The 13,956-nt window shown below is 63.0% G+C and carries 13 protein-coding genes; 4 read left to right on the forward strand and 9 right to left on the reverse strand.

The genetic code is table 11. From position 1 onward, the window contains the following. The first annotated feature begins 317 nt into the window (after positions 1-317). The 3 genes from thiL (at position 318) to C266_RS24835 (ending at position 2,500) form a co-directional block, all read left to right on the forward strand. The gene (thiL, locus tag C266_RS24825; protein WP_010803970.1) at positions 318-1,319 is read left to right on the forward strand and encodes a thiamine-phosphate kinase; all 1,002 of its coding nucleotides are present in this window, start codon (positions 318-320) and stop codon (positions 1,317-1,319) included. Beyond that, complete coding sequence (locus C266_RS24830) at positions 1,316-1,837, forward strand: phosphatidylglycerophosphatase A (RefSeq protein WP_010803969.1); 522 nt, start codon at positions 1,316-1,318, stop codon at positions 1,835-1,837. The genes thiL and C266_RS24830 overlap by 4 nt, the downstream gene beginning before the upstream one ends. 159 nt (positions 1,838-1,996) lie before the next feature. Then, positions 1,997-2,500 carry a CinA family protein gene (locus tag C266_RS24835; RefSeq protein WP_010803968.1) on the forward strand — a complete coding sequence of 168 codons (504 nt, stop codon included), beginning with the start codon at positions 1,997-1,999 and terminating at the stop codon, positions 2,498-2,500. A 223-nt stretch (positions 2,501-2,723) separates the two neighbouring features. Here the strand turns inward: C266_RS24835 and pyrF are convergent, their stop codons facing one another. Beyond that, positions 2,724-3,536: an orotidine-5'-phosphate decarboxylase gene (pyrF, locus tag C266_RS24840; protein ID WP_010803967.1), complete on the reverse strand. Its 813-nt coding sequence runs from the start codon at positions 3,534-3,536 to the stop codon at positions 2,724-2,726. A gap of 161 nt (positions 3,537-3,697) precedes the next feature. Continuing rightward, entirely contained in the window at positions 3,698-4,660 is a 963-nt protein-coding gene (gene corA / locus C266_RS24845; protein WP_010803966.1) for a magnesium/cobalt transporter CorA, read from the reverse strand. 258 nt (positions 4,661-4,918) lie between these two features. Between corA and C266_RS24850 the strand changes: the two genes are divergently transcribed. Next, the gene (locus C266_RS24850) at positions 4,919-5,794 is read left to right on the forward strand and encodes a mechanosensitive ion channel family protein (RefSeq protein WP_010803965.1); all 876 of its coding nucleotides are present in this window, start codon (positions 4,919-4,921) and stop codon (positions 5,792-5,794) included. Between the two features lie 91 nt (positions 5,795-5,885). Here C266_RS24850 and mtgA read toward each other — a convergent pair whose 3' ends face one another. The 7 genes from mtgA to mpl form a co-directional block, all read right to left on the reverse strand. After that, positions 5,886-6,626 carry a monofunctional biosynthetic peptidoglycan transglycosylase gene (mtgA, locus tag C266_RS24855; RefSeq protein ID WP_010803964.1) on the reverse strand — a complete coding sequence of 247 codons (741 nt, stop codon included), beginning with the start codon at positions 6,624-6,626 and terminating at the stop codon, positions 5,886-5,888. Between the two features lie 9 nt (positions 6,627-6,635). Continuing rightward, positions 6,636-7,508 carry a shikimate dehydrogenase gene (gene aroE, locus C266_RS24860; protein ID WP_010803963.1) on the reverse strand — a complete coding sequence of 291 codons (873 nt, stop codon included), beginning with the start codon at positions 7,506-7,508 and terminating at the stop codon, positions 6,636-6,638. Between the two features lie 91 nt (positions 7,509-7,599). Next, a complete protein-coding gene (gene lpxO / locus C266_RS24865; protein ID WP_010803962.1) occupies positions 7,600-8,496 on the reverse strand; it encodes a lipid A hydroxylase LpxO in 897 nt (298 codons plus the stop codon). Between the two features lie 91 nt (positions 8,497-8,587). Then, the gene (locus C266_RS24870) at positions 8,588-9,547 is read right to left on the reverse strand and encodes an energy transducer TonB (protein WP_010803961.1); all 960 of its coding nucleotides are present in this window, start codon (positions 9,545-9,547) and stop codon (positions 8,588-8,590) included. Then, positions 9,541-11,745, reverse strand: a complete 2,205-nt coding sequence (locus C266_RS24875; RefSeq protein ID WP_010803960.1) for a ribonuclease catalytic domain-containing protein — start codon at positions 11,743-11,745, stop codon at positions 9,541-9,543. The genes C266_RS24870 and C266_RS24875 overlap by 7 nt, the downstream gene beginning before the upstream one ends. A 77-nt stretch (positions 11,746-11,822) precedes the next feature. Further along, positions 11,823-12,434 carry a YqiA/YcfP family alpha/beta fold hydrolase gene (locus C266_RS24880; RefSeq protein ID WP_010803959.1) on the reverse strand — a complete coding sequence of 204 codons (612 nt, stop codon included), beginning with the start codon at positions 12,432-12,434 and terminating at the stop codon, positions 11,823-11,825. Positions 12,435-12,487: 53 nt separating this feature from the next. Next, positions 12,488-13,870 carry a UDP-N-acetylmuramate:L-alanyl-gamma-D-glutamyl-meso-diaminopimelate ligase gene (gene mpl, locus C266_RS24885; RefSeq protein ID WP_010803958.1) on the reverse strand — a complete coding sequence of 461 codons (1,383 nt, stop codon included), beginning with the start codon at positions 13,868-13,870 and terminating at the stop codon, positions 12,488-12,490. Positions 13,871-13,956 lie beyond the last annotated feature (86 nt).

The raw sequence follows: 13,956 nt of genomic DNA on the forward strand, positions 1-13,956 counted from the left end.
ATCTGCCATTTCAGACGAGGGATGAAGGTCGACTCAGGTGTTATCCGAGAGGATCATGAGAGATAGGCTGAATTCGTGACGGGCCCCGGTTGTCCACTTGGGAAAGCGGGAGCAGCCTCTTAGAATAGGGGTTCGCGTTGTGCATTTCGGCAGCCCGTTCACCCTTTTCACCCTTTTCACCCTTTTCACCCTCTTCACCCTTTTACGCCTCTACACTTTTACTCACTGCCCGCCGCCTGACGCCTCACGTTGCCACGCAGCCGCGCTGCAATGCAACGCATCCCGCCAAAGCGCTGGCAACGGTTGTACCGGTACCCATGACCACGACAATCCCGTCACCTTCGCCGCTGTCCGAGTTCTCGCTGATCGACCGCTTCTTCGCCCACGCAACGCGCCAGGGTGAACATGTGACGCTCGGCATCGGGGACGACTGCGCCCTGCTGCACCCGCCGGCAGGCGAGCAACTCGCGATTTCGACCGACATGCTCGTCGAGGGCCGCCATTTCTTCGCGGATGCCGATCCGCGCGCACTCGGCCACAAAACGCTCGCCGTCAACCTGTCGGATCTGGCGGCAATGGGCGCACGTCCCATGGGATTCACGTTGGCCCTCGCCCTGCCCGACAGCGATCCCGCGTGGCTCGCACCATTCGCGCAAGGCCTCTCGGCGCTGGCCGACCGCTACGCGTGCCCGCTGGTTGGTGGCGACACCACACGTGGTCCGCGCAATCTCTGCGTGACGGTGTTCGGCAGTGTGCCGGGCCCCCAGGCGCTGCGTCGCGATGCAGCGCGGCCCGGCGACGACATTTGGGTCTCCGGCACCCTCGGCGATGCCCGGCTCGCGCTCGGTGCATTGCGCGACGAATGGTCGCTTCACCCGGACGATCTCGCGCTCGCGCGCCGCGCGATGGACTGGCCCGAGCCTCAGATCGCACTCGGGCTGGCGCTGCGAGGCGTGGCACGTGCTGCGCTAGATGTCTCGGACGGATTGCTCGGCGACCTCGGCCACATTCTTGAGCGCTCGAACATGAGTGCGCAGGTGAATGTCGATGACCTGCCACGCTCGCCCCTGCTGGCATCGCAAACCCGCGAGGTTCAACGCCTTTGCACGCTCGCAGGTGGCGACGACTATCAATTGTGCTTTTGCGCCGACAGCGCCCAACGGCCTCGAATCGCGGCGATCGGTGACGAACTTGGCATACGTCTCACGCGTATCGGTACAATAGCGCTTCCCGACACGCGCCAAACGATGCTGCATCTTCACGACAAGACTGGCGCGGCCGTCGCTGCCGATTACAAAAGTTTCGACCATTTCCAATGAGCACTGATCAAACGGCCGCCGTCAACCCGGGCAGCGGCCCGCGCCGGCCGACCTCGCGTTTCCTGCTGTCGCACCCCGCGCACCTGTTTTCGCTCGGTTTCGGCACAGGCCTGTCGTCATTCGCGCCAGGCACCGTGGGAACACTGTTCGGGTGGGCGTCGTATCTGGTGCTCAATCTGTATCTGACCGTCACCGGATGGGGCGTGTTGATCGCCGCATCCCTTATTGGCGGCATCTGGATCTGCAGCTTTACGGCACGCAAGCTCGGCATACAGGACCCGAGCGCGGTTGTCTGGGACGAGATCGTCGCGTTCTGGATCGTATTGCTGTTCGTTACCCCGGCGAGCTTCGGTGGCCAACTGGTGGCGTTCGTCCTGTTCCGCTTCTTCGATGCCGTCAAACCGCCGCCCATCAGTTATTTCGATCGCACGGTGAAGGGCGGCCTCGGTATCATGCTGGACGATCTCGTCGCCGCGTTCTGCACGCTGCTCGTGATTGCATTGTGGCGCTCGATCTGACCGGCCTTTCTACCGTGGTGACAGTGGCGTGACGGCGGCGTGACTGCCGGGTTTTCGCTGTGGGGTCACGCTGAGACAGCGCCACAACGGGCGTCCCGCAAATGCCTCGCCCGCGCCCGTTACGTATTCGTTGCATAGACTTTTTGAAGGCGTCGTCCCGTGGTCTCCGAACAAAATCTTCTAGCTCAACTGTCGGTAAAGGTCGGCAACCGTCTGCGTGACGAACGCCTGATGCTAACGACGGCCGAGTCGTGCACCGGTGGCCTCGTCGCCGCTGCGATCACCGACATTTCCGGCAGCAGCAACTGGTTCGAGCGCGGCTTCGTCACCTACTCGAATCAAGCCAAGTCCGAGATGATTGGTGTTCCGGCCGAACTGATCGAGAAGCATGGCGCTGTGAGCGAACCCGTGGCACGCGCTATGGCCGAAGGTGCACTACTCAATAGCCGTGCACAGATCTCGCTGTCGATCACTGGCGTCGCCGGTCCTGGCGGCGGCACAGCCGATAAGCCCGTGGGCATGGTGTGCTTCGCGTGGAGCAACCGCGTCACGACCCTCGTCGAGACGAAGCAGTTCAAGGGCGATCGCACGCAGGTGCGCAGTCAGGCGGCACTACACGCGCTGCGTGGCGTTATCGAGTTGCTCGACAAAGCCGAAGCGTAGCTGCCGGGCTCGTCCCGCGTCGCGCCAAACGCGCAGCGGAGAGCACAAGACTGCGCGAACGCAGCCATCCGGCAATCATAAAAAAACAGCGCCTGCGATTCACTCGCAAGGCGCTGTTTTTTTGGGGGCGTCATCACCGATGGCGCGGTGGTAAAGCCCGACTTGGCTGCCGTTACGTATTGGACAATGACGTCGACGACTCGCGCATCAATACGACACCCGATCAGCGATAAGCGTTGATGCTGTCGCGCGTCTTCTGCGCAGCCGTCGCCGCAGCCTCGGCGAATTGCTCGTCGCGACCGGCATAGATGATGGCTCGCGACGAATTGATCATCATGCCCGTGCCGTTGGCGGTACGGCCGGCTTTGACCGTCGCCTCGACGTCGCCGCCCTGAGCGCCCACGCCTGGGATCAACAACGGCATATCGCCAACGATGCTGCGAACGGTCGCGATTTCCGCCGGGAACGTTGCACCGACCACCAGACCGATCTGACCGCTCGTATTCCACGGCCCCGCCGCCAAACGCGCCACCGTCTGATACAGCGGCTTGCCGTCGACATCGAGGAATTGCAGATCGCTGCCCCCCGGATTCGACGTCCTGCACAGCACGATCACGCCCTTATCGGCATGCGCGAGGTACGGTTCCAGCGAGTCGAAACCCATATACGGGTTCACCGTCACGGCGTCGGCACGATAGCGCTCGAATGCTTCGCGCGCGTACTGCTCGGCGGTGCTGCCGATATCGCCGCGCTTGGCATCGAGAATGACCGGCAGGCCCGGATGATCGGCGTGAATGTGCGCAATCAGCCGCTCGAGCTGGTCTTCGGCACGATGTGCGGCGAAGTAGGCAATCTGCGGCTTGAAAGCACAAGCGTAGCGCGCGGTAGCATCGACGATCTGGCGGCAGAACTCGAAAATCGCGTCGGGCTGACCTTGCAGATATGCGGGGATGCGCGACGGCTCAGGGTCCAGTCCCACGCAAAGCAGTGAATTGTTGCGCGTCCAGGCGGCGTTGAGAACTTCGGTGAATGTCATGACGGGGTTCCGGCGGGGTTCCGGCGGCAGTAGTCCGGCGGAGGGTGATTCGAGACTGGTTCCATCCAGCGATGGCCGCTATTTTACCTGCTCGGCGGCCTCGCCTCCCTTGTCCGGCGCAAGCTGGCTGCGATGGCGGCGTCAGGCACCGCCTCAGCCGTTCAGTCGAGCCAGCCGCGATGACGGAAATACAGGAACGGTGCAATCGCCGAAAGGATCATCAAGCCGATGGCGAACGGATAACCGACCTCCCAACGCAGCTCCGGCATCATCTGGAAATTCATCCCGTAAATACTGGCGATCAGCGTGGGCGGAAGAAAGGCAACCGCCGCCACCGAGAATATCTTGATGATCTTGTTCTGATTGATGTTGATGAAGCCGATCGTGGCGTCCATCAGGAAGTTGATCTTGTCGAACAGATACGCCGTGTGGTTATCGAGCGATTCGATATCGCGCAGAATCTGCTTGCCCTCCTGATACTGCTCGTCTTTGAGCATGCGGGCACGCATGAGAAACGACACGGCGCGGCGCGTATCCATCACGTTGCGCCGAATCCGGCCGTTCAGATCTTCCTCGGCGGCGATACTCTCCAGCGCCTTGGCGGCATCGGCGTCGGTGAGATTCTTGCCGAGCACTCGCTTGCTCACGGCTTCGAGCGCAGCGTACACCCCTTCGAGCGAATCGGCCGAATACTCGGCGTCGGTCGAATAGAGGTCGAGCAATACGTCCATGGCGTCGCGAACCGACCCCGGACGAATGCGCGCACGCATGCGCACCAACCGGAACACCGGCAAATCTTCGTCGTGGATGGAAATCAACAGATCCTTGAGCACCACGAACGCGACAGGTACGTTGCGTGACTGCTCTTCGTCGTCGAGCAGGAAATCCGTGCGGATGTGCAGCACGCCACCATCGTCTTCGTAATAACGGGCCGATGCCTCGATATCGGTCACCTCATCGCGTGATGGCAACTTGACGTTGTAGGCCTCTTCTACCCAGCGGCGCTCCTCTTCCGATTCGCTATGTAAATCGACCCAGACCGGTGAGACACTGGCCAGGTCGCTGGGGTGGTCACACGTCACCTGTTGCAGGCGGCCATGATGGATGACGAAGGCATTGATCAAACGAGGTTCTCCCGGCTACGCAGCGACGGCAAGTGTAGCAGCCACGCCACAGACACGCCAAGAGCGGCAACCTTTCGCGATGACACGCGTCTTCTGTCGTCGGTCTGTGGACGATTCTTCGGTAAGAATCCTCCTAAAATCCCCAAAGTCGGCGCAGCCAGCCGGGAACGGTGGCAAGCTAGTCGAACCAATCTACGCACTTTGCGTCAACCTTGGTATCGACGCGTTCACGCGTCCATCGACAGGGAGAACAGCAAGATGAATGAAGTCACAACCCCTCTCGCGTCCTTCGACGCGGTGATGGGTTTTCTCGCGGGCAATGCCGTTCGTTACGGGCTGTCGTTCGTACAGGCTGTGCTGATTCTGCTGATCGGCTTCTGGATTGCGAAACGATTGGCCCGCTTCGTTCACCGCACACTGAGCCGTTCACCGCATTTCGACGCCACGCTCAGGCCGCTCATCGAGTCGGTCGTGCTTTGGTCGGTACGCATCATCACCATCGTTGCGGTACTGGCGCAGTTCGGCGTACAAACGGCCAGCATCATCGCGGTGCTCGGTGCCGCCGGTCTGGCGATCGGTCTCGCGCTGCAAGGCACGTTGCAGAACATCGCGGCGGGCACAATGCTGCTGGTGCTTCGCCCCTTCCGCAACGGCGACTACATTACCGCCGGTGCCTCGGTCGCGGGAACGGTCGACGAGATCGGCCTGTTCACCACCACGCTCACGAGTGCCGACGGTATTTACGTCTGCGTGCCTAACAATCAGATCTGGGGGCAGCCGATCACGAACTTCAGCCGGAACGCCACGCGTCGCATGGAGATCACCGTAGGCATTGCACTTGATGACGATCTCGACGCAGCCATGGCCGCGCTGCGTGCACACGTCGCGCACGACGACCGGGTGCTCGATAAACCTGCGCCGGAAATCATGGTCAAGCAGGTCAGCGATAGCGCCGTGATTGTGAACGTGCGCGTCTGGTCGCTGTTGGGCAACTACTGGGGGCTGTATTGGGATCTCCAGCGTCGTGTCAAGGAGACGGTCGAGGGCGTGGGTTGCTCGCTGCCGTTCCCGACGCGCACCATCATGCAGGTGCCTGCACAGCCCGTACCGGACGCGGCACAGCCGAGACACTAGCCCCGCTCGCCTCCCCGCTCACGCGGGGCTCGGGTTGCGGAACACCGGGGCGGCGTAGACGCCGCAGAAACGGCACGGCATCGGCAACGCGCTACTGCGGCAACTCCGCAGCGCCCATACGACGCGAAATCACGCCGGCGCGCTGCGCGAGATACGGCGAATTGCGATGAGCGTCGAAATAACGCGGACGCGGCAGCATCACGGCCAGTCGCGCCGCCTGCCATGGCGAAAGCTTGGCGGCCGGAATGCCATAGTAGTAACGTGAGGCCGCTTCGGCACCGAACACGCCTTCGCCCCACTCCACCGAATTGAGATAGATCTCGAAGATGCGCTGCTTGTCCATCCAGAACTCGAGCATCCAGGTGATGCTCAGCTCTTCGGCCTTGCGCAGATAACTCTTCTCGCTCGACAGAAACAGATTCTTGGCCAACTGTTGCGAAAGGGTCGAACCGCCAGCGACAATGCGCCCCTTCTTCTGATTCTTCTCCCACGCGCCGAGCATCGCGTCGATCTCGAAGCCATCGTGGTTGACGAAGTTCGCGTCCTCACTCGCAATGATCGCGCGCTTCAGGTTGCGCGAAATCTGATCGTACGGCACCCATTCGTGCCGCAGCGTCGCGTTCGGATCGGTCTCGCGCAGCCTCGCCTCGGCCGCCCGCATGAACGCCGTCGACTGCGGATTGAAATGCACCCACCAGCCGATCTGTACAAAGTAGTAAAGCTGTGTGGCCAGCACGCCGACGAACAGCAGCGTGACGACGTAGGCCGTCCATCGCCACGGCCCCCAACGGCGTTGACGGGTCGTGCGCGGAGCGCGTCGCTGCACAGCCATCGCGGAAGCTCAGCCCTTGGCAGCGAGTTGTGCACGCAACGCTGCGCGCACGGCATCGGTCGACGGACGCACGCCGCGCCACACCGCAAACGCTTCAGCCGCCTGTTCGATCAGCATGCCCAGTCCGTCCGCCGCGCGTGCCGCGCCGGCCGACAATGCATGTGTCATGAACACTGTCGGTTGCGCACCGTACATCATGTCGTAGGCCAAGGCGCCGGGCGCGTAGACGCCCGCCGGCAACGGCGGCACCTCACCCTGCAAACTGCCGGCCGTGGCATTGATGACGACATCGAACGCCGCCGGGGTGGCGTCCCAACCGCCGCCGGCCAGCGCAACGCCGTGACGCCGCGCCGCCGTCGCGAAACGTGCGACAAGCTCATCGGCGCGTGCGGCCGTGCGATTGGCGACGAACAGCGTCGCCGGCGCCGCTTCGATCAGCGGGAGCATCGCGCCGCGTGACGCGCCGCCGGCGCCGAGCAGCAACACGCGGCGCCCCTTGAGCGAAATGCCAAGCGGCCCCTCGATGTCACGCACGAGCCCCACACCGTCGGTGTTGTCACCGGTAATTCCCTGTGCGTCGAAAACCAGCGTGTTGACCGCGCCAGCCGCCTGCGCGCGCTCGGTCAGACGATCTGCGAGCGCGTGAGCCTCGAGCTTGAACGGCACCGTAACGTTGGCACCCCGCGCGCCGCTCTCGATGAAAGTTCGGACAGTGGCCGCGAACGCGTCGAGTGGCGCGAGCAGACGTTCATAGGTGAGATGCTGTCCCGTCTCGCGCGCGAACTCGGCGTGAATGAACGGCGACTGACTGTGTTCGACAGGATGACCGATCACCGCGTAGCGATCAGCCGGCAGGTCCCCGGGTGGCGTTTGGTTTGTCATCGTTTTCAAAGACGCGGCGCCTGGCTTTCGCTCAGGCGCCGCTGTTGCATGCGTCAAATACGGCGTTTGGCCGACGCTCGGCGAGCGCCGATCACCAGAAGATCCACAGCGCGATGCCGCCGAACAAAGCCCATTTCACCGCATAGTACACGTAGCGGTTCCACGCCTTGAGGCATTTGCCGGCAATGCGGATCGAATAAATATACTTGAACACCTTGTTCAACCCGCCGGTACGGTCGCCAGCCTCGTTGGGCGACGCCGCCGCACCGACCAGATGGCGGCCGAACCAGTGGTTGATCGCCTGCGTCCAGCGATACTTCATCGGGCGCTCGACGTCGCAAAACAGAATGATGCGGTTCCGACCGCTCTGGTTCTCGGCATAGTGAACGTACGTCTCGTCGAACACCACGCCCTCGCCGTCGCGCCAGCTATAGCGCTGACCGTCGACATCGATGTAACAGCGATCATCGTTCGGCGTAACCAGCCCGAGGTGAAAACGCAGCGACCCCGCGAACGGATCCCGGTGACGCACGAGGCGGCTGCCGGGCGGCAGTTCGGCAAACATCGCCGCCTTGATCGTCGGAATCTGGCGCACAAGACCGGTGGTCACCGGACAGAGTTCATTGGCAGACGGATGCGCGTCGTCATACCACTTCAGATAGAAACGCTTCCAACCACTCTTGAAGAAGGAATTAAAGCCGAGGTCGTTGTACTTATCCGACGCTTTGATTCGGCTCGCGTCAAGCAGCGACACCGCTTCGGCACGAATCACTTCCCAGTTCTGGCGCAACGGCTCGAGTTCCGGGAAGTACTCGGTTTTCAGATACGGTGTCGTCGGCACACGGGAGAACGTGTACATGAACACGTTCAGTGGCGACAGAAACGTCGAATGGTCAGAGAGTTGGCGGAAAAATTTGTGGCGAACCTTACCCCGGAAATGCACATATGCAGCACACGCAGCAAAGATCGCCAACACAATCCATTTCATGGCGGACTTTCCAAGAGTCGGAGAAAACTTCGCAATTATAGAAATAGTTGGAAGTTTTTTCCGACCAGACCGCCCCTTGAAATACGAGGTATTACCGTGCCTCGGCCCCCGGCGGTGCGGCCAGCGTTTCGGCCTGCACGCCCTGACGGGAGAATGTCATCCGCGTGACGATTTCAAGGATGTCGTAGCGCTGTTTCATCTCGGAAGAGAAGTCGCCAAACGGAGCGCTCGCTTGCACGATCGCCACGGCGCGGCGGTCCAGATCGCGATTGCCGGAGCTTCGCGTGATCTCCACACCCGTGACATTCCAGCCATCCTTGTGATACCCCAGTCCACCGCGTTGATTGACGTTGAGCGTCACAATCAGCTCGCCGTAAAGGCGGTCGTTGCCGATCTGCGGAAAGTGCTCCGTGCCGTAGCGCTCCACGCGATGACGTAGCGTATCGAAGTATCGGGCGTACACCACCTCGCGCGTGTTGGCCGTGACCTGGCCGCGTTTCGGACGAGTCTGATACGCACGCAACTGCTTGTCGATTTCCGCCTGCAGACGGGCGATCTGCTGATCGACACTCTGATCGTCGTGTCCTTGTCCGCGCTGCACGGCATCGGCACGATTGCGCTGCGACTCAGGCGCGGCGGCGTACTGACTGCGCAGTTGCGAAAGCAACTTTTCCTGGGTCGCCTCAAGGTCGCTCACGTTGCGCTGGATCTGCGCGACAGGCGCGCCGTCGCGCTCGACGGCGCGCGACGGCAAGGGCGACGTCGCGCGCTCACCGTCATGCTCGCCACCGCCCACAAGGTTGGCCTGCGCCAGCGCGGCGGCCTTGTCGGGTGCGTTGGCCGACTTCGCATTGACGAGAACGACCTCTAGCGGCGAGTCTGCGCTGTGTAGCCGGAAACTATCAGGCGCAACGAAATGCACCGCCAGCGCGAGCAGATGAACCACGGCCGAAAATACGAGGCCCGTGGCAAGCGGATGCTCGCGCATGAGCGACCAGCCACGGCGGCGTGCCGCGCCCAAATTGCCAGAAGCGAGGGCCGGTTTCAGCACGCCGAGCTGGCAGAGGCGTCGCGAGCGCCCGCAGCCATCAGCGCCGCGGCGAGCGGCGAGGTCTCCGAGCCGGCATCTGCCGGCTGCTCGACAAGCGCACTCGTGTCGGGCGAGGCCGACACGGCGTCCTCTTCGCTGCGGCTTTCGACACTGTCGGTATCGTCGTTACTGTCGTTACTGTCGGTACTGTCGGTGTCATCGGTGCCGTCCGCACCGCCTGCCCCCTCAGCCCTCCCTTCGCCGCCGTCGCCGCCCTCACCCGCGCCGCCCTCCCCTTCGTCATCGTCATCGGCAAGCACGGTCTGGCTGGCGCCGAGCACCTGCGAGATACGCACCGAAATACTGAGCGTGACGACGTCGAGCGACAGCACGTCGAGCATGATCTGCGTGCCACGCGCGTGCAGACCGAGTCCCGGCACGATCAACGTCAGCGGGATGTCGTTCAGACGCACCGTGTCGCCCTTGAGCACACTCGCCTGCACCTGCGACTTGTTCTCCTGAAGCAGCCAGCGCAGACACCAGTAACGCTCCATCCGGCTCTGATGCTCGCCATAGGCAGCATAAGCGGCCTCGAAGCTCGAGACGGTGACATACAGATCGGCGTCCTTGGGCTTGAAGGGCGCCGCCAGCTTGGCCGTCACTCCGTGACGCACACACGCGATCAACTGCCACTGATTCACGAGATCGACGTAGCGACGAAGCGGCGACGTGCTCCACGCGTACTGCTCGACCCCGAGGCCCTCGTGCGGTGCCGGCGACGTCTGCATGCGCGTACGGTTCACACCGTAGGCACGCTGTGCACGGTAGATGCCGGGTACGCCGCATTCGGCCAGCAGGCGTCCCCAACGGCTGTTCGCGAGAATCGCCATCTCGGCGACGATCAGATCCAGCGGAGCACCCCGCAGGCGCTGCTTGATCGTGACGTGCTCGCCGTCGACGTAGAAACTGAAGTCGGTCTTGTTCTGCACTTCCGGGCGCAGACCATAGCCCACACGCGCGGCCTGACGTTTGTCGTAAAGCGACTGCGCGAACGGCCACAGCAGACGCAGTGCTTCCTTGTGCGGATAGTCGCCGCTGCCGTCGGCCAGCGCCTCGGCCGTGATGATCGAGTCGAGTTCGTTGTGGCGCAGGTTCGCAGAGATCGGCACGCGTTCAGCGCGCGTCTCGGTGGCAACGATCTCGTATGTGTCGGCCTTGGCCACGACATACAGCGACAACGCCGGACGGGCACCGCCCTCGGCGAGCGTGTACGCCTCGACCACGGCGTCGGGCAGCATCGTGATCTTCTCGCCGGGCGCGTAGACCGTCGACAGGCGTACCCGCGCGATAGCGTCAATGGCGTCGCCGCGCGTGATGCCGAGCGCCGGCGCCGCAATGTGGATACCCACGCGCAGCAGGCCGTCGGGCAACAACTGCACCGAGAGCGCGTCGTCGATTTCGGTCGTCGTCGAATCGTCGATGGAGAATGCCTGTACGTCGGCCAGCGGCAGATCGTCGCCCGGCAGGGGAACCGGCCCCACATCGGGGAAGCCGGTACCGCGCGGGAAGTACTCATAGAGGAATGCCGCCTCGTGATACGCGCGCGGCGACGCAATGCCGCCACAGGCGAGCATCACCTCGGCGTGCGTCTTACCCAGGGCGCTGGCGGCGGCGTCGAGCGCCTTCCACTCGATGGCGTTCTTGTCCGGGCGGAACAGCAGCAGCAGTTCCTTGCCCTTGAGCGCGTCGGGCAGCGTGCCTGCAATCATCTGATCTGCATAGCTGGCCTGCAACTCTGCCTGCTGCTGCTTGCGGGCGAGTCCCGCGAGCGCGGCCTGGATTTGTTCCTGCGGCGCGCGTTGATACTGGCCGCGGCCCTTGCGGCGGAAGTAGATCGGCGAGGCCTGCAGGGCCAGTGCCAGTCCAGCCTGTTGCGCAACGCTCGCGCCTTCACCGAAGTACTCGGCGGCGAGCGTCGGAAACGGAAACTCCTCGGCAGGCGCGCATTCCCACAGGAAACTCATATCGATGTCCTGTGCAGCAGCCTGAGCCTGGGCGATCAACTCAGCGGGAGAGGGCGACTCAAAACGCAACAGGACGTCGCGTCCTTTGATCTTGCTACGGCGTCCGCCAGGCAGTTCCACCTGATACGACTCACCCTGCTGCGACAACACCGTGCCAGCCTTGAAGCCGCCGGATTCCTCAAAAAAAATGTTCATGAAACAGCCATCGATCGCAATAGGCGATATTGTAGCCCGCCAAACTACGGCGGTTTAGGGCAGAACGGGCAAACGCGTCATTCGCTCGCGAGCGAACCCGCGGCACCGGGCGAAGTGGTGACATCGATGCCGGCGAAGCGCAGCACGTCGTCCATGTAATCGACAAAATCGGAAATACCGTGGTCGCTGCCTTCGATCTGGGTGAGCTTGGCCCCCGGGAACTTCGCCACCATGTCACGGTAGTCCAGGGTCTGGTCGCCGGTCGCCGCCACAAGGTAGTAGCGCTCGGGGCGCGTGATCTGCGCCACGTCGATCATGCGCAACTCGTCCAGGTGGCGCGGCTCGACGACGATAGTGCCGCCGCCATGCCACATCGGCTGCTCGCCGAGCCATTTACCCAGGTCGTCGTACGGCCGCGTGGCCGGATTGAGCAGCACCGCGCGGCAGCCAAGTTTCTCGGCCAGATAGGTTGCGTAGTAGCCGCCCAGCGAGCTGCCCACGATGGTCAACTCGTCGGGCGCCACGCCGGTCAGCAGACGCTGGGCGTCCACCACCGCCGCCAGCGGCGACGGCGGCAATTGCGGACACGCCCAGGCATGTCCCAGCCCGAGCCGGTGCATGCGAGCAGCCATCAATTGCGCCTTGAACGAACGCGGCGACGAACGGAAGCCGTGCAAATAGAGAATCATGTGAGCCCCCGATAAAACCCAATCAGTATGCACAAACGGCGACGGTGCCGGAATCAGGCGCGCGCCGCCAGCGTGTCGAGCAATTTCTGGTGAATGCCGCCGAAGCCGCCGTTACTCATCACCACGATCTGGTCGCCGGGCTGTGCTGCCGCACTCACCGCACGCACCAGCCCGTCAATATCGCTGAATGCCTGCGCCCGGGCGCCGAGCGGAGCGAGTGCTTCGGCAAGATTCCAGCCAAGCGCGTCTTTGCCCGACGGTGCACCGTAGCCGAACACCAGATCGGCATCGGCCAGACTCGCGGGCAGTTGCGACTTCATCACGCCGAGCTTCATCGTATTCGAGCGCGGTTCGAGCACCGCCAGAATGCGCGCAGTGCCAGCCCGGCGGCGCAGTCCGGCCAATGTCGTCTGAATGGCGGTCGGATGGTGAGCGAAGTCGTCATAAACAGTGACGCCCGCCACCTCGCCGCGCACTTCCATGCGGCGCTTCACGTTCTGGAACTTGCCCAGCGCCGCCGCGCCCTGCTCCGGCGGCACCCCCACGTGCCGTGCCGCCGCCAGCGCTGCCAGTGCGTTCATCCGGTTGTGCTCGCCCTGAAGTGACCACTTCACTTCCCCGGCAGCCACCGGGCCGTGATGGGCCCAGAAGGCTTCCTGCCCCGGCGCGAGTGCGTCGTTCGCCTGAGCGACGTGCCAGCCGTCCGCCACACCGAAGCGTTCAACCTCGCTCCAGCAGCCGCGCGCCAGCACGCGTTCGAGCGCCGGCTCGCGACCATTGACGATCACGCGGCCCTGTCCCGGCACTGTGCGCACCAGATGATGGAATTGCGTCTCGATGGCGGCCAGATCCGGGAAGATGTCGGCGTGATCGAATTCCAGGTTGTTCAGAATCGCCGTACGCGGATGGTAGTGGACGAATTTGGAGCGCTTGTCGAAAAAGGCCGTGTCGTACTCGTCGGCCTCGATCACGAAGAAATCGCTATCGGTCAGACGCGCCGAGATCCCGAAGTTCATCGGCACGCCGCCGACGAGGAAGCCCGGGTGATACCCGGCGTCCTCGAGAATCCAGGTCAGCATCGACGTGGTTGTCGTCTTGCCGTGCGTTCCCGCCACGGCCAGCACCCACTTCTTCGACAGCACATGCTCGCCGAGCCATTGCGGGCCAGAGGTGTAAGGCAGGTTTCGATTCAGGATCTCTTCCATCAGCGGATTGCCGCGCGAGACGACGTTGCCGATGACGAACAGGTCGGGCTCCAGCGAGACCTGTTCGGCGTCGAACCCCTCGATCAACCGAATGCCCTGCGCCTCGAGTTGCGTGCTCATGGGGGGATAGACGTTGGCGTCGCAACCCGTGACGGTGTGGCCGGCCTGACGTGCGAGGACTGCCAGACCGCCCATGAACGTGCCGCAGATGCCAAGAATATGAATATGCATGGATGGGGAGCGTGGTGAGGACGGGCCGAACCCGTGCGGGAAATGGAGTGCCGAAAAGCCAAGGGCTCCATTGTACCTGTGGCGTG

The sequence above is a fragment of the Pandoraea sp. SD6-2 genome (assembly GCF_000389825.1).
GTDB classification, from domain to species: Bacteria; Pseudomonadota; Gammaproteobacteria; order Burkholderiales; family Burkholderiaceae; genus Pandoraea; species Pandoraea communis.